This window comes from Streptomyces sp. AK010, from assembly GCF_014207295.1.
Lineage (GTDB): Bacteria > Actinomycetota > Actinomycetes > Streptomycetales > Streptomycetaceae > Streptomyces > Streptomyces massasporeus.
This window is the reverse complement of sequence record NZ_JACHCX010000034.1, coordinates 1-15219: the sequence shown is the minus strand read 5'-3', so window position 1 is coordinate 15219 and position 15219 is coordinate 1. Positions and strand designations below refer to the sequence as shown.

General features: G+C 67.7%; 21 protein-coding genes. 19 read left to right on the top strand and 2 right to left on the bottom strand.

The features are described from left to right. Nucleotides 1–11 precede the first annotated feature (11 nt). The 15 genes from rplF to truA all read left to right on the top strand — a co-directional run bounded on the left by rplF (nt 12) and on the right by truA (nt 9969). Nucleotides 12–551, top strand: coding sequence for a 50S ribosomal protein L6 (rplF, locus tag HDC93_RS35870; protein ID WP_030839651.1), 540 nt, complete (start codon nt 12–14; stop codon nt 549–551). A gap of 3 nt (nt 552–554) precedes the next feature. Next, entirely contained in the window at nt 555–938 is a 384-nt protein-coding gene (gene rplR / locus HDC93_RS35865) for a 50S ribosomal protein L18 (protein WP_007494754.1), read from the top strand. Nucleotides 939–979: 41 nt separating this feature from the next. After that, nucleotides 980–1585, top strand: coding sequence for a 30S ribosomal protein S5 (rpsE, locus tag HDC93_RS35860; protein WP_009190144.1), 606 nt, complete (start codon nt 980–982; stop codon nt 1583–1585). Nucleotides 1586–1587: 2 nt separating this feature from the next. After that, nucleotides 1588–1770: a 50S ribosomal protein L30 gene (gene rpmD, locus HDC93_RS35855; protein WP_003974250.1), complete on the top strand. Its 183-nt coding sequence runs from the start codon at nt 1588–1590 to the stop codon at nt 1768–1770. 2 nt (nt 1771–1772) lie between these two features. Beyond that, complete coding sequence (gene rplO / locus HDC93_RS35850) at nt 1773–2228, top strand: 50S ribosomal protein L15 (RefSeq protein ID WP_030839644.1); 456 nt, start codon at nt 1773–1775, stop codon at nt 2226–2228. Between the two features lie 235 nt (nt 2229–2463). Next, nucleotides 2464–3777, top strand: coding sequence for a preprotein translocase subunit SecY (gene secY / locus HDC93_RS35845; protein ID WP_185014988.1), 1314 nt, complete (start codon nt 2464–2466; stop codon nt 3775–3777). Then, entirely contained in the window at nt 3777–4439 is a 663-nt protein-coding gene (locus HDC93_RS35840) for an adenylate kinase (protein ID WP_185014987.1), read from the top strand. Before secY ends, HDC93_RS35840 begins: the two co-directional genes overlap by 1 nt. A gap of 132 nt (nt 4440–4571) precedes the next feature. Beyond that, nucleotides 4572–5408, top strand: coding sequence for a type I methionyl aminopeptidase (gene map / locus HDC93_RS35835; RefSeq protein WP_031105228.1), 837 nt, complete (start codon nt 4572–4574; stop codon nt 5406–5408). Nucleotides 5409–5666: 258 nt separating this feature from the next. Further along, complete coding sequence (gene infA, locus HDC93_RS35830; RefSeq protein ID WP_003948620.1) at nt 5667–5888, top strand: translation initiation factor IF-1; 222 nt, start codon at nt 5667–5669, stop codon at nt 5886–5888. A 56-nt stretch (nt 5889–5944) separates the two neighbouring features. Further along, the gene (gene rpmJ, locus HDC93_RS35825) at nt 5945–6058 is read left to right on the top strand and encodes a 50S ribosomal protein L36 (RefSeq protein WP_003974245.1); all 114 of its coding nucleotides are present in this window, start codon (nt 5945–5947) and stop codon (nt 6056–6058) included. A 187-nt stretch (nt 6059–6245) separates the two neighbouring features. Continuing rightward, a complete protein-coding gene (gene rpsM / locus HDC93_RS35820) occupies nt 6246–6626 on the top strand; it encodes a 30S ribosomal protein S13 (protein ID WP_003974244.1) in 381 nt (126 codons plus the stop codon). A 64-nt stretch (nt 6627–6690) separates the two neighbouring features. Further along, nucleotides 6691–7095 (top strand): 30S ribosomal protein S11, encoded by a 405-nt coding sequence (gene rpsK / locus HDC93_RS35815; protein ID WP_003956432.1) that lies wholly within the window; start codon nt 6691–6693, stop codon nt 7093–7095. A 165-nt stretch (nt 7096–7260) separates the two neighbouring features. Continuing rightward, entirely contained in the window at nt 7261–8283 is a 1023-nt protein-coding gene (locus tag HDC93_RS35810; RefSeq protein ID WP_003966937.1) for a DNA-directed RNA polymerase subunit alpha, read from the top strand. Nucleotides 8284–8483: 200 nt separating this feature from the next. Then, a complete protein-coding gene (gene rplQ / locus HDC93_RS35805; protein ID WP_185014986.1) occupies nt 8484–8969 on the top strand; it encodes a 50S ribosomal protein L17 in 486 nt (161 codons plus the stop codon). A gap of 145 nt (nt 8970–9114) precedes the next feature. Next, nucleotides 9115–9969: a tRNA pseudouridine(38-40) synthase TruA gene (gene truA / locus HDC93_RS35800; RefSeq protein WP_185014985.1), complete on the top strand. Its 855-nt coding sequence runs from the start codon at nt 9115–9117 to the stop codon at nt 9967–9969. A 7-nt stretch (nt 9970–9976) separates the two neighbouring features. On the opposite strand, the gene HDC93_RS35795 is transcribed toward truA, so the two are convergent. Beyond that, on the bottom strand, nt 9977–10846 hold the full coding sequence (locus tag HDC93_RS35795) for a hypothetical protein (protein ID WP_185014984.1): 870 nt from the start codon (nt 10844–10846) through the stop codon (nt 9977–9979). Nucleotides 10847–10920: 74 nt separating this feature from the next. On the opposite strand from HDC93_RS35795, the gene HDC93_RS35790 reads away from it, so the two are divergent. The 4 genes from HDC93_RS35790 to glmM all read left to right on the top strand — a co-directional run bounded on the left by HDC93_RS35790 (nt 10921) and on the right by glmM (nt 13973). Continuing rightward, nucleotides 10921–11232 (top strand): hypothetical protein, encoded by a 312-nt coding sequence (locus HDC93_RS35790; RefSeq protein ID WP_185014983.1) that lies wholly within the window; start codon nt 10921–10923, stop codon nt 11230–11232. A 217-nt stretch (nt 11233–11449) separates the two neighbouring features. Then, nucleotides 11450–11893 (top strand): 50S ribosomal protein L13, encoded by a 444-nt coding sequence (gene rplM, locus HDC93_RS35785; protein ID WP_010036634.1) that lies wholly within the window; start codon nt 11450–11452, stop codon nt 11891–11893. A 42-nt stretch (nt 11894–11935) separates the two neighbouring features. Continuing rightward, on the top strand, nt 11936–12448 hold the full coding sequence (gene rpsI, locus HDC93_RS35780) for a 30S ribosomal protein S9 (protein ID WP_030854572.1): 513 nt from the start codon (nt 11936–11938) through the stop codon (nt 12446–12448). A 166-nt stretch (nt 12449–12614) separates the two neighbouring features. Further along, complete coding sequence (glmM, locus tag HDC93_RS35775; RefSeq protein WP_185014982.1) at nt 12615–13973, top strand: phosphoglucosamine mutase; 1359 nt, start codon at nt 12615–12617, stop codon at nt 13971–13973. A gap of 209 nt (nt 13974–14182) precedes the next feature. On the opposite strand, the gene HDC93_RS35770 is transcribed toward glmM, so the two are convergent. Further along, entirely contained in the window at nt 14183–15115 is a 933-nt protein-coding gene (locus HDC93_RS35770; RefSeq protein ID WP_185014998.1) for a DUF389 domain-containing protein, read from the bottom strand. Nucleotides 15116–15219: the final 104 nt, after the last annotated feature.

The following is a 15219-nucleotide window of genomic DNA, read 5'->3' as shown; positions in this document are numbered from 1 at the left end:
GAGAGACAGCAATGTCGCGTATCGGCAAGCTCCCCATCCCGGTTCCCGCCGGCGTGGACGTCACCATCGACGGCCGTACGGTCGCGGTCAAGGGCCCCAAGGGCGAACTGACCCACACCGTCATCGCGCCGATCGACATCGCTAAGGCCGAGGACGGCACCCTTCAGGTGCTGCGGCCCAACGACGAGCGGCAGAGCAAGGCCCTGCACGGCCTGTCCCGCACGCTGGTGGCGAACATGATCACCGGTGTGACCACGGGATACGTCAAGAAGCTCGAAATCAGCGGTGTCGGTTACCGTGTCGTGGCCAAGGGCTCCAACCTGGAGTTCTCCCTGGGCTACAGCCACCCGATCCTGGTCGAGGCCCCCGAGGGCATCACCTTCAAGGTGGAGTCCCCGACCCGTTTCTCGGTCGAGGGCATCGACAAGCAGAAGGTCGGCGAGGTTGCGGCCAACATCCGCAAGCTGCGCAAGCCCGACCCGTACAAGGCCAAGGGCGTCAAGTACGAGGGCGAAGTCATCCGCCGCAAGGTCGGAAAGGCGGGTAAGTAAGCCATGGCATACGGACAGAAGATCCTTAAGGGCGACGCCTACAAGCGCGCCGCGATCAAGCGCCGCCACATCCGGATCCGTAAGCACATCAACGGTACGGCGGAGCGTCCGCGTCTGGTCGTTACCCGCTCGAACCGCCACATCGTGGCCCAGGTGATCGACGACATCAAGGGTCACACCCTGGCGTCGGCGTCCACCCTGGACACGTCGATCCGCGGTGGCGAGGGCGACAAGTCCGCGCAGGCCAAGCAGGTCGGCGCCCTGGTCGCCGAGCGCGCCAAGGCCGCCGGTGTCGAGGCCGTCGTGTTCGACCGTGGTGGTAACCAGTACGCGGGGCGCATCGCCGCCCTGGCGGACGCCGCCCGCGAGGCCGGACTCAAGTTCTGAGTCGGTTCCGTAGCTAGCGGAAACAGAGAGAGGTAATTCCAATGGCTGGACCCCAGCGCCGCGGTGGCGGTGCCGGTGGCGGCGAGCGGCGGGACCGGAAGGGCCGTGACGGCGGCGCTGCTGCCGCCGAGAAGACCGCGTACGTTGAGCGCGTCGTCGCGATCAACCGCGTCGCCAAGGTTGTGAAGGGTGGTCGTCGCTTCAGCTTCACCGCGCTGGTCGTGGTGGGCGACGGTGACGGCACCGTGGGTGTCGGATACGGCAAGGCCAAGGAGGTGCCGGCCGCCATCGCCAAGGGTGTTGAGGAGGCCAAGAAGCACTTCTTCAAGGTCCCCCGCATCCAGGGCACCATCCCGCACCCCATCCAGGGTGAGAAGGCTGCCGGCGTCGTGCTCCTGAAGCCCGCGTCGCCCGGTACCGGTGTTATCGCCGGTGGTCCGGTGCGTGCCGTGCTCGAGTGCGCCGGTATCCACGACGTGCTGTCGAAGTCGCTCGGCTCCGACAACGCGATCAACATCGTGCACGCGACCGTGGAGGCCCTGAAGGGTCTGCAGCGTCCCGAGGAGATCGCGGCCCGCCGTGGTCTGCCGCTCGAGGACGTCGCCCCCGCGGCTCTTCTCCGTGCGCGTGCCGGGGCGGGTGCGTAATCATGGCGCAGCTCAAGATTACGCAGGTCAAGTCCTACATCGGCAGCAAGCAGAACCACCGTGACACCCTGCGTTCCCTTGGTCTCAAGGGCATCAACACGCAGGTCGTCAAGGAGGATCGTCCCGAGTTCCGCGGCATGGTGCACACCGTCCGCCACCTCGTGACGGTCGAGGAGGTCGACTGATCATGGCGGAGCAGAACCCGCTCAAGATCCACAACCTCCGTCCCGCCCCGGGCGCCAAGACTGCCAAGACCCGTGTCGGTCGTGGTGAGGCGTCGAAGGGTAAGACGGCCGGTCGTGGTACCAAGGGCACGAAGGCCCGTTACCAGGTTCCGGAGCGCTTCGAGGGTGGCCAGATGCCGCTCCACATGCGTCTCCCGAAGCTGAAGGGCTTCAAGAACCCGTTCAAGACCGAGTTCCAGGTCGTGAACCTCGACAAGCTGGCCGCGCTCTACCCCGAGGGTGGCGAGGTCACCGTCGAGGGTCTGGTGGCCAAGGGGGCCGTTCGCAAGAACAGCCTCGTCAAGGTCCTCGGCCAGGGCGAGATCTCCGTGGCGCTGCAGGTGACGGTCGACGCCGTCTCCGGCTCCGCCAAGGAGAAGATCACCGCCGCCGGCGGTTCCGTCACCGAGCTCGTCTGAACACCACAGGCGTCTCGATGACCTGAGCGATCCCGACCGGGGATACCCCACAAATGGGGTATCCCCGGTTGGTCGTTCCTAGGGCGGCAGTCTCGCCGGTAAGGTGGCTTGCACTGCCCTCTTTTCACAGGGTGCTTCACTTCGGGCACTCTGAGCGGCAGTTGACCGTTACCTATTCGTCGAACCTCAAGACCGTCACCCTTGACGCAGTTGCGCGGGGGTCGCAGGAGGCACCGTGCTCACCGCGTTCGCCCGGGCGTTCAAGACGCCCGACCTGCGCAAGAAGCTGCTCTTCACGCTCGGCATCATCGTGGTCTACCGGGTCGGTACGCACATCCCGATCCCAGGCGTCGACTACCGGAACGTCCAGACCTGTATCGACAACGCCCAGGCCAACCAGGGTCTCTTCGGCCTGGTGAACATGTTCAGCGGCGGCGCGCTGCTGCAGATCACGATCTTCGCGCTGGGCATCATGCCGTACATCACGGCGAGCATCATTCTGCAGCTGCTGACCGTGGTGATCCCGCGCCTGGAAGCCCTGAAGAAGGAGGGCCAGGCCGGTACGGCGAAGATCACGCAGTACACCCGTTACCTGACGATCGCCCTCGCGATTCTCCAGGGCACCGGCCTCGTCGCCACTGCCCGCAGCGGCGCTCTGTTCACCGGCTGCCCGGTGGCCAGCCAGATCGTCCCCGACCAGTCGATCTTCGTCACCATCACCATGGTCATCACGATGACCGCCGGTACGGCGGCCGTGATGTGGCTCGGTGAGCTCATCACCGACCGCGGCATCGGCAACGGCATGTCGATCCTGATGTTCATCTCGATCGCCGCCACCTTCCCGTCCGCGCTGTGGGCCATCAAGCAGGAGGGCTCCCTGGCCGGCGGCTGGATCGAGTTCGGCACGGTCATCCTGGTCGGCTTCGCCATGGTCGGCCTGGTGGTCTTCGTCGAGCAGGCCCAGCGCCGTATCCCGGTGCAGTACGCCAAGCGCATGATCGGCCGCCGCTCCTACGGCGGTACGTCCACCTACATCCCGCTCAAGGTGAACCAGGCGGGTGTGATCCCCGTCATCTTCGCCTCGTCGCTGCTCTACATCCCGGCGCTGATCGCTCAGTTCGCCGGAGGCAAGTCGGAGTGGAAGACCTGGATCGAGCAACACTTCGTCAAGGGCGACCACCCGTACTACATCATTACGTACTTCCTGCTGATCGTTTTCTTCGCGTTCTTCTACGTGGCCATCTCGTTCAACCCCGAGGAAGTCGCGGACAACATGAAGAAGTATGGTGGCTTCATCCCGGGCATCCGGGCTGGCCGACCGACCGCTGAGTACCTGAGCTACGTACTCAACCGGATCACCTGGCCGGGTTCGCTGTACTTGGGGCTGATCGCTCTCGTGCCGACGATGGCGTTGGCTGGTTTCGGGGCAAACCAGAACTTCCCGTTCGGCGGGACCAGCATCCTGATCATCGTGGGTGTCGGTCTCGAGACCGTGAAGCAGATTGAGAGCCAGCTCCAGCAGCGCAATTACGAAGGGTTCCTCCGCTGATGCGTATCGTCCTCGTCGGGCCGCCGGGCGCCGGTAAGGGAACGCAGGCCGCGTTCCTGGCCAGAAACCTGTCGATCCCGCACATCTCCACGGGCGACCTGTTCCGGGCCAACATCAGCCGGCAGACGGAACTCGGCAAACTGGCGAAGTCCTACATGGACGCGGGCAACCTCGTGCCCGACGAGGTCACCATCGCCATGGCGAAGGACCGCATGGAGCAGCCGGACGCCGAGAACGGTTTCCTGCTGGACGGCTTCCCCCGCAACGTGTCGCAGGCCGAGGCGCTCGACGAGCTGCTCGAGGCCGAGAACATGCAGCTCGACGCGGTGCTGGACCTGGAGGTCCCCGAGGACGAGGTGGTCAAGCGCATCGCCGGCCGCCGCATCTGCCGCAACGACTCCTCGCACGTCTTCCACGTGACGTACAAGCAGCCGGCCAAGGACGGCGTCTGCGACGTCTGCGGCGGCGAGCTGTACCAGCGGGACGACGACTCCGAGGAGACGGTCCGTACGCGGCTGGAGGTCTACCACACCCAGACCGAGCCGATCATCGACTACTACAAGGCCCAGGGCCTGGTGGTCACGATCTCCGCGCTCGGCAAGGTGGAGGACGTCACGACGCGCGCCATGGAGGCGCTGAAGCGTGGCGGGGACGGCAAGTAGTCGTCCGTGCACCGCTACGGCCGCGGTTCCCCTCGGGGGGCCGCGGCTGCTGTGTGGGCGGGGTCCGGCGCGCGGCCCCGTATCGTTGAAGGCGTTCGCCGTCCCCGAAGGTCCAGAAAGGCCGTAGCTCCCATGGTGCAGATCAAGAGCCCCGAGCAGATCGCCAAGATGCGTGAGGCGGGGCTGGTCGTCGCGGCCATCCACGCGGCGACCGGTGAGGCCGCGGTGCCCGGGGCGACGACGAGGGATCTGGACCAGGTCGCCCGCAAGGTCCTCGCCGAACACAACGCCAAGCCGAACTTCCTCGGCTACGGCGGCTTCCCGGCGACCATCTGCACGTCCGTGAACGAGGTCGTCGTCCACGGCATCCCGTCCGACGACGTCGTCCTCAAGGACGGGGACGTCATCTCCATCGACTGCGGCGCGATCATCGACGGCTGGCACGGCGACGCGGCCTTCACGGCCTTCGTGGGCTCCGGTCACGCTCCGGAGCTCGTCGAGCTCTCCCGGGTGACCGAGGAGTCGATGTGGGCCGGCATCGCCGCGATGAAGCAGGGAAACCGCCTGGTCGACGTCTCCCGGGCCATCGAGACCTACATCCGCCGCCAGCCCAAGCCCGGCGGCGGCAAGTACGGGATCATCGAGGACTACGGCGGCCACGGCATCGGCACCGAGATGCACATGGACCCGCACCTGCTGAACTACGTCGACCGGCGGCGTGGCAAGGGGCCGAAGCTGGTGCCCGGGTTCTGCCTCGCGATCGAGCCGATGGTGTCCCTGGGGACGCCGAAGACGGAGGTCCTCCAGGACGACTGGACCGTCATCACGACGGACGGTACGTGGTCGTCTCACTGGGAGCACTCTGTCGCTCTGACGGAGGAGGGGCCGCTGGTGCTGACGGCTCCGGACGGAGGCAAGGCGAAGCTCGCCGAGCTGGGGATCGTGGCTGCGCCGGATCCGCTGGGCTGAGTCTGCCGGGGTGGGGTGCCGGGCACGTCGGCGGCTGCGGGCGCGTCGAGGCTTGTCGCGCCCACGCGGCGGAGCCGCATCTCGACACAGCCCCGCGCCCCTTTCGGGGCGCTTAAAGCTGTCTCCGGCGGGGCAGACTTCCCCGATTCGTGTTTCCGAGGGCCCTGACGTAGACTGACTCGTCGGCTCTTGTGTACCCGCATGCCTGCATGCGCCCCGCACAGAGTCGATCAAGGTAGTCGATTCGAAGGGCGAAGCGTGGCCAAGAAGCAAGGTGCCATCGAGATCGAGGGCACTGTCGTCGAGTCTCTTCCGAACGCCATGTTCAAGGTCGAGCTCCAGAACGGCCACCAGGTCCTGGCACACATCAGCGGCAAGATGCGTATGCACTACATCCGCATCCTCCCTGACGACCGGGTCGTGGTGGAGCTGTCTCCGTACGACCTGACGCGTGGCCGGATCGTCTACCGCTACAAGTAGATCTTGCCTGCGCCCCGGTTTCCGGGGTGGTGGCACTGACCCGGAGAACCTCACCCATGAAGGTCAAGCCGAGCGTCAAGAAGATCTGCGACAAGTGCAGGGTGATCCGCCGTCACGGCCGGGTCATGGTCATCTGCGACAACCCGCGCCACAAGCAGCGCCAGGGCTGACGCACGACCGATCCCTCTGCATTCCTCGCAGGGATTCGCGCGACGCAAGCTGAATATGTTCATACGCAGGACCCAGACCCCCGGGTCTGACACCCCCGGTCGGAGGCCGGGGACCCAGTTCGTACCTGGTACGGCGACTGGGATTCGGTTCTGTGGAAGACCTCCGTCAAGTAACTGGAGCCATTGAATGGCACGCGTTTCCGGTGTTGACATCCCGCGCGAAAAGCGCGTGGAGATCGCCCTCACCTACGTGTTCGGCATCGGCCGGACCCTCTCGCAGCAGACGCTGGCCGCCACCGGCGTCGACCCGAACACCCGCGTTCGCGACCTCTCCGAGGAGCAGCTCGTCGCGATCCGCGAGTACGTCGACAACAACATCAAGACCGAGGGTGACCTCCGTCGCGAGGTTCAGGCCGACATCCGCCGCAAGGTCGAGATCGGTACCTACCAGGGTCTGCGTCACCGTCGCGGCCTGCCCGTCCGCGGTCAGCGCACCAGCACGAACGCTCGTACCCGCAAGGGCCCGCGTCGCGCCATCGCCGGTAAGAAGAAGCCGGGCAAGAAGTAGTCCTCAGCGGACGCTTATCAGCGGTCTTCGCTGTAGGACCGACCACCTCCCGTAGGAGTTATAGATGCCCCCCAAGGGTCGTCAGGGCGCTGCCAAGAAGGTGCGCCGCAAGGAAAAGAAGAACGTCGCTCACGGCCACGCGCACATCAAGAGCACGTTCAACAACACGATCGTCTCGATCACGGACCCCTCGGGCAACGTGATCTCCTGGGCCTCCGCCGGCCACGTCGGCTTCAAGGGCTCGCGCAAGTCGACCCCCTTCGCCGCGCAGATGGCCGCCGAGTCGGCCGCCCGTCGCGCGCAGGAGCACGGCATGCGCAAGGTGGACGTGTTCGTCAAGGGTCCCGGCTCCGGCCGTGAGACCGCGATCCGCTCCCTCCAGGCCACCGGCCTCGAGGTCGGTTCGATCCAGGACGTCACGCCGACCCCGCACAACGGCTGCCGTCCGCCGAAGCGCCGCCGCGTCTGACCCTTCGGGGCGGGTGTACGGCCGCTTGTCGGTCTGAGGGTTTTCGGGCGGTATGGCTCTTCGGGGCCATATCGCCCGTACCCTTGTAACTGCAACACAGATCGGGCTGCCGCCCGATGGCAAGGGCATCAAATAGTGGGTGCCCCTGACTGAAGGACTCACCACATGCTGATCGCTCAGCGTCCCTCGTTGACCGAAGAGGTCGTCGACGAATTCCGCTCCCGGTTCGTGATCGAGCCGCTGGAGCCGGGCTTCGGTTACACCCTCGGCAACTCCCTGCGCCGGACCCTCCTGTCCTCGATCCCGGGTGCGGCGGTCACGTCCATCCGCATCGACGGCGTGCTGCACGAGTTCACCACCGTGCCGGGCGTCAAGGAGGACGTCACCGACCTGATCCTCAACATCAAGCAGCTGGTCGTCTCCTCGGAGCACGACGAGCCGGTCGTGATGTACCTGCGCAAGCAGGGCCCGGGTCTGGTCACCGCCGCCGACATCGCGCCCCCGGCCGGTGTCGAGGTGCACAACCCCGACCTCGTCCTCGCCACGCTCAACGGCAAGGGCAAGCTGGAGATGGAGCTCACGGTCGAGCGTGGCCGCGGTTACGTCTCCGCCGTGCAGAACAAGCAGGTCGGTCAGGAGATCGGGCGCATCCCGGTCGACTCGATCTACTCGCCGGTTCTCAAGGTCACCTACAAGGTCGAGGCCACGCGTGTCGAGCAGCGGACCGACTTCGACAAGCTGATCGTCGACGTCGAGACCAAGCAGGCCATGCGCCCGCGTGACGCCATGGCGTCCGCCGGTAAGACCCTGGTCGAGCTGTTCGGTCTCGCCCGCGAGCTGAACATCGACGCCGAGGGCATCGACATGGGCCCGTCCCCCACGGACGCCGCCCTGGCCGCCGATCTGGCGCTGCCGATCGAGGAGCTGGAGCTCACGGTCCGCTCCTACAACTGCCTCAAGCGTGAGGGCATCCACTCCGTGGGTGAGCTCGTGGCGCGTTCCGAGGCCGACCTGCTCGACATCCGCAACTTCGGTGCGAAGTCGATCGACGAGGTCAAGGCGAAGCTGGCGGGTATGGGCCTCGCGCTCAAGGACTCGCCTCCCGGGTTCGACCCGACCGCTGCCGCCGACGCCTTCGGTGCGGACGACGACGCGGACGCCGGTTTCGTGGAGACCGAGCAGTACTGAGTCCTCCGCGGGGAGGCCGTACTGCGTCTGCGGGCCGGTTGTGGCTGGTCGCGCCCACGCGACGGAGTCGCGATCGACACCGCCCCGCGCCCCTTCCAGGCCCCCTGCGGGGGGCCCGGATCTCCGACGGGCAAACCCGCTCGCTCGGATACTGACCCCGGTACCTGATACGGCCGGGGCAGACACCTAGGAGAAACACCATGCCGAAGCCCACCAAGGGTGCCCGTATGGGCGGCAGCGCCGCGCACGAGAAGCTGCTCCTCGCGAACCTCGCGAAGGCGCTCTTCGAGCACGGCCGCATCACCACCACCGAGGCGAAGGCGCGCAAGCTGCGTCCGTACGCCGAGCGTCTGGTCACCAAGGCGAAGAAGGGCGACCTTCACAACCGCCGTCAGGTGCTCCAGGTCATCACGGACAAGAGCATCGTGCACACGCTCTTCACCGAGATCGGCCCGCGCTACGAGAACCGTCCGGGTGGCTACACCCGCATCACCAAGATCGGTAACCGCCGTGGCGACAACGCGCCCATGGCTGTCATCGAGCTGGTCGAGGCGCTGACGGTCGCGCAGGAGGCCACGGGCGAGGCCGAGGCCGCGACCAAGCGCGCCGCGAAGGACAACGAGGCTGCCGAGGCTCAGGTCGACACGACCAAGGCCGAGAACGCCGAGGAGTCCAAGGACGCGTAAGCGTCTGCCGGGGGACTGTCCGCAGGCGGCTTGCGATGCGTCGTGGCTGTTCGAGCAGTTCCCCGCGCCCCTGAAGGGCGTTGTTGGCGGGTCCGTTCCCTCTAGGAGGGGCGGGCCCGCCTTCGTGTGGTGAGAGGATCCTGGGGTGAGTGACGAAGCAGAGGCCGGGCACGTCCGGGTCCGGCTCGATCTGTCGTACGACGGGAGCAAGTTCTCCGGGTGGGCCAAGCAGGCCGGGGGGCGGCGGACGGTGCAGGGGGAGATCGAGGACGCCCTGCGGACCGTGACGCGGTCGCGGGAGACGTACGAGCTGACCGTCGCGGGGCGTACCGATGCCGGCGTGCACGCGCGCGGGCAGGTCGCGCACGTGGATCTGCCGCGTGAGGTGTGGGCCGAGCACCACCAGAAGCTGCTCAAGCGGCTCGCCGGACGGCTGCCCCGGGACGTGCGGGTCTGGGCCCTCAGGGAGGCTCCCAGCGGATTCAACGCCCGCTTCTCGGCGGTGTGGAGGCGCTACGCGTACCGGGTGACCGACAACCCCGGGGGCGTGGACCCGCTGCTGCGCGGTCATGTGCTGTGGCACGACTGGCCCCTCGACGTCGACGCCATGAACGAGGCCGCCCGGGGGCTGCTGGGCGAGCACGACTTCGCCGCCTACTGCAAGAAGCGGGAGGGCGCGACCACCATCCGCACGCTCCAGGAGCTCAGCCTGGTGCGGGGCGACGACGGGATCATCACCGCCACCGTGCGGGCCGACGCCTTCTGCCACAACATGGTGCGCTCGCTCATCGGGGCGCTGCTGTTCGTCGGGGACGGGCACCGGCCCGCCGACTGGCCCGGGAAGGTGCTGGCGGCCGGTGTGCGGGACTCGGCCGTGCACGTCGTACGGCCGCACGGGCTGACGCTGGAGGAGGTCGGCTACCCGGCCGACGAACTGCTCGCCGCGCGCAGCAAGGAGGCGCGGAACAAGCGGTCGTTGCCGTCGGCCGGCTGCTGCTGACGTCCGGTCACTCGTCGGCCGCGGCCGAGGCCTGGGCTTCGCCGCGGCGGCGGATCTGGTTGAACGTGAACTGGCCCAGGTCGTCCCCGGTCTTGTAGACCGCGGTGTCCTTGGGCGTCACGTCCTTGCCGTCGGTGAAGCCGGCGTTGGTGAAGTAGGCGTAGCGGCCGTAGGAGTTGCTGGTCGTGCGGCAGAAGCCGGACTCGCAGAACGGCTTCACGCCGCCGCCGGAGAGCGACTTGATGAAACTCTTCTTGGTGCTCTGCCCCTTGGCCTTGGCGGCCTGGGCCTCGGTGTCGAAGACGGCCACGCCGACCGTCACCGCCATCTGGTCCTTGAGGTAGGTCACGCGTATCAGGCGGGTGCAGTCGTTCCCGGTGAGGATCTTGGGGAGGGTGCCGCCGGCCGCCGAGGCGCAGTTCCTCGTGTCCGCCGTGGGGCCCTTCTGGTAGACCGTCTCGCCCATGGTGAGCTGGGTGCCCGGGAAGAGGGTGGCCGGGCTGAGCGGGGCCTTGTCCTTCTTCGCGCTGGCGATGAAGTCCTTCGGGTCCAGCGGGGGAGGGGCGCTGGTCGGGGCGAACGACGGGGCCGAGGCGGTCTGGCTCGGGATGTCGGCCGACGGCAGGGAGGTCGGGTTCCCCTTGCTGTCGCCGCCCGCCGAGACGACGGCCACGGCGACGGCGGTGCCGATCGCGACCGTGGCCAGCGCGCCACCGCCGATCATCAGCACCCGGCGGCGCTTGTTGCGGGCCTCGGAGGCTTCAGCGAGCGCCGCCCAGTCCGGCGACTGGGCGCCCCCGCTGCTCCAGGGCTGCTGCGACTGCGGTTTCCAGGGATCCCACTGGGACTGAGGTCCCCCCTGCTGCCCATAGCTCATGGGCCGCATCTTAGACGGGGCAAGGGGTGTGCTGGTCCGCCCGAATCGGCCCTGGAGCCCCTAGCGTTCCTCCCATGCGCACGGGCAAAGGCGACATCTCCGGGTGGTTGGGGCGACTGCTGCCGGCCGTGCTGTTGCTGGGGTTCCTGCTGTCGTGGCCGGTCCTCACGGCCGGGGTGTGGCCGTCCGTCGTGGTGGGGGCGCTGGGGGCGTGCCGTCGGCCGCGCGGTGGCGGATCCGTGCTGCGCTGGTGCGCCGCGGTCGCCGTCGACGTGGCACTCTCGTCGGTGTTTCCGTTCGCGCGGCCGGTGCGGCGCCGGACGCTGCGCAGGATCGTCACGCTCTGTGCCGTCCTGTACGCCTCGGTGACCGGGCGGCTGCGGTGATACCGCGTTTTGACCCTTGTGGTGTACCCCGGTATTCTGCTTGTTCGTTGTGTATTGGCTTGCTCATTCTCACGGGACGGGCCCTTACACCGGTCCACCGGGCCGATGACCAGCGACCCCACGTACGCGGTATGCGTCGCCGCAGTGCGGTCCAGGCTGTCGTGATCGTTTCGGTGACCAGTTATGGACCATTCACTCGAAGCGAAGGCTACGAACCGTGCGTACGTACAGCCCCAAGCCCGGCGATGTGACGCGCCAGTGGCACGTCATCGACGCCCAGGACGTTGTCCTGGGTCGTCTCGCCACCACTGCCGCGACGCTCCTCCGGGGCAAGCACAAGCCGATCTACGCCCCCCACGTGGACGCTGGTGACTTCGTCATCATCATCAACGCGGACAAGGTGCACCTGTCCGGCAACAAGCGGACCCAGAAGATGGCGTACCGCCACTCCGGCTACCCGGGTGGTCTGCGCTCCGTCCGTTACGACGAGCTCCTCGACAAGAACCCCGAGAAGGCCATCGAGAAGGCCGTCAAGGGCATGCTCCCCAAGAACACGCTGGGCCGTCAGATGCTCTCGAAGCTGAAGGTCTACAAGGGTGACCAGCACCCGCACGGCGCGCAGCAGCCGCAGCCGTACGAGATCACCCAGGTCGCGCAGTAAGTCCGGCCACCCCCAAGACTGAACAGAATTCTGAGGAGAATCGTGGCCGAGACCACTGCCGAGCAGCCGCTCGAAGAGCTTGACATCGACAGCTACACCACCGAGTCCGAGGTCCCCGTCGAGGGTGAGTACACCTCGGAGTCCATGGCCTCCCGCTTCGGTGAGCCCCAGCCGGCCGCCGGCCTGGGCCGTCGTAAGAACGCCATCGCCCGCGTCCGGATCGTCCCGGGCACCGGCAAGTGGAAGATCAACGGTCGCACCCTCGAGGACTACTTCCCGAACAAGGTGCACCAGCAGGAAGTCAACGAGCCCTTCAAGGTGCTCGAGCTCGACGACCGCTACGACGTCGTCGCCCGCATCTCCGGCGGCGGTGTCTCCGGTCAGGCCGGTGCGCTCCGTCTCGGTGTCGCCCGTGCGCTGAACGAGGCGGACGTCGACAACAACCGCGGCCCGCTGAAGAAGGCCGGCTTCCTCAAGCGCGACGACCGTGCGGTCGAGCGCAAGAAGGCCGGTCTGAAGAAGGCCCGCAAGGCTCCGCAGTACAGCAAGCGCTAAACGCGACGCCCGTCCTGGCGACTGGCTTCGCAACGATCGCCCCGGCGGCACGGTTGTGCTGCCGGGGCGGTTTCGTTTACACAACCCCTACAGCCCCCGGACAGTCTCAGGGGGTGTACTCGGGGATGTGAGCCGCATTCTCTTCAGCAATTCGGAGGACACCACTGTGGGACGACTCTTCGGCACGGACGGCGTGCGCGGTGTCGCCAACGCGGATCTGACGGCGGAGATGGCCCTGGGCCTCTCCGTGGCCGCGGCACACGTACTGGCCGAGGCGGGCACGTTCGAAGGACACCGGCCGAGGGCCGTGGTCGGGCGTGACCCCCGTGCGTCCGGGGAGTTCCTGGAAGCCGCCGTGGTCGCGGGCCTCGCCAGCGCCGGCGTGGACGTCCTGCGGGTCGGCGTGCTGCCGACGCCCGCCGTGGCGTTCCTGACCGGGGAGCTCGGCGCCGACCTCGGTGTGATGCTCTCCGCGAGCCACAACGCCATGCCCGACAACGGCATCAAGTTCTTCGCCCGCGGTGGGCACAAGCTCGCCGACGAACTGGAGGACCGGATCGAGTCCCTCTACGAGGAGCACCGCACCGGCGCCCCGTGGGACCGGCCGACCGGGTCCGGGGTGGGCCGCGTACGCGACTACGAAGAGGGCTCCGACCGGTACGTCGCGCATCTGCTGGGTGTCCTGCCCAACCGGCTCGACGGGCTGAAGGTCGTCCTCGACGAAGCGCACGGCGCCGCCGCCCGGGTGTCGCCGGAGGCGTTCCAGCGGGCCGGTGCCGAGGTCGTCACGATCGGGGCCGAGCCGGACGGGCTCAACATCAACGACGGGTGCGGTTCGACGCACCTGGACAAGATCAAGGCCGCCGTCGTCGAGCACGGCGCCGATCTCGGCATCGCGCACGACGGTGACGCCGACCGGTGCCTCGCCGTCGACCACACGGGCGCGGAGGTGGACGGGGACCAGATCCTCGCCGTGCTCGCGCTGGCGATGCGGGAGCGGTCCGTGCTGCGGGCCGACACGGTCGTGGCCACGGTGATGTCCAACCTCGGGTTCAAGCTCGCCATGGAGCGGGAGGGCATCCGACTGGTGCAGACCGCCGTCGGTGACCGGTACGTGCTCGAGGAGATGAAGCAGCACGGGTTCGCCCTCGGAGGCGAGCAGTCCGGGCACGTCATCATCCTCGACCACGCGACGACCGGCGACGGGACGCTGACCGGGCTGCTGCTGGCGGCGCGGGTGGCGCAGAGCGGGCGTACGCTCGCGGATCTCGCCGGGGTCATGGAGCGGCTGCCGCAGGTACTGATCAATGTGCCGGATGTCGACAGGACGCGGGTGGGGACGTCCGCAGAGCTGTCGGCGGCGGTCTCGGACGCGGAGCGGGAGCTCGGGGAGACCGGGCGGGTGCTGCTGCGGCCCTCCGGGACCGAGCCGTTGGTCCGGGTGATGGTCGAGGCGGCCGATATCGAGCAGGCTCGGTCTGTCGCGGGGCGGCTGGCTGATGCGGTGAAGTCCGCGCTGGGTTGATGAACGGGCAGGGGGTGGGGGCTGCGGTGGTCTGCGGGCTGACCGTCCGTCATGGCTTGTCGCGCAGTTCCCCGCGCCCCTGAGGGTGCTGTCCCCAGGAGTGTCCTGAAGATCTTGGAATTGTGCCCGGCTTTCACCGGTTCGTGGCGATTGACATTGCCCGGCAATCCGGGGCGATCCTGGCGGCCGGAGCAAGATCTTCATCGGGTCTAGGGCGTGTTCTTGGGCTGCCTGGACCAGAGCCACTTCTGGGCCGCCAGCGTCAGGGTGCCCGCGAGGATGATGCCCAGCAGGTTCAGCAGGAGTTGCTCCGTGGAGCCCCAGGTCTGCTTCGTGTCGCCGTAGCTCAGGGCCACGGCCGCGTTCGCCGCTGCCGGGATCGTGGTCACCGAGATGGCCACGCCCACCAGGGCGCCCGACTTGGCCGAGGTCAGGGAGAGGGTGCCGGCGATGCCGGCCAGGACAGCCACGACGAAGGAGAGCCGGTCGGGGGCGTAGATGAAGCCGGTGTTGGGGCGGTCGGCTTCCAGCTGGGCCTCGGTGAAGAGGCCGCTGGCGTCCATGAAGAGACTGAAGGCGACCGTTACCGCCATCGCCGCCGCGAAGCCCACCAGCAGGGCGATGAGCGAGCGTGCGGCGAGGCGCGGCTGGCCGCGGACCACGGCGGTGCTGATTCCCGCGAGGGGGCCGAACTCCGGGCCCACCGCCATGGCTCCGACGATCAGAATCGAGTTGTCCAGGACCACGCCGCAGGCCGCGATCATCGTGGCGAGCGTGATGAAGGCCAGGTACGTGACGGAGAGGGTGGATTCCTCGTGCGTCGCGTCGGACAGGTGCTCCCACAGGACCGCGTCGGAACCTTCGCCGGGCGCGTCCGCCTCGGCCTTGTCCGCCCGCTCCGACAGGGACAGGTCGATGGACTCGACGGCGATGGAGCCGGTGGTGTCGATGCCCAGCTCCCGCAGACCGGCGAGGAGTTCGTCGCCCGCCTCCCGCGCCACGTCGCACATCACCACGTCCCCGGCGGGGTCGCGGGCGGCGCCCGGGAGCACGACGAGGTGGGTCGTGCCGACCGTCTTCTCGATCAGCAGGACCACTTCGTCGGTCCGGTCGGACGGTGTGAGGAGACGCAGATGGAGCATGGCGCCCATCTAATACTCCAGTGCGGTTTCGTGATCTATCCAGCGGGTTCGTCGGTGGACCGTCGTTGGTAGTGGCTGCGTCGGGCTGTTGCCTGGTGGCGTCT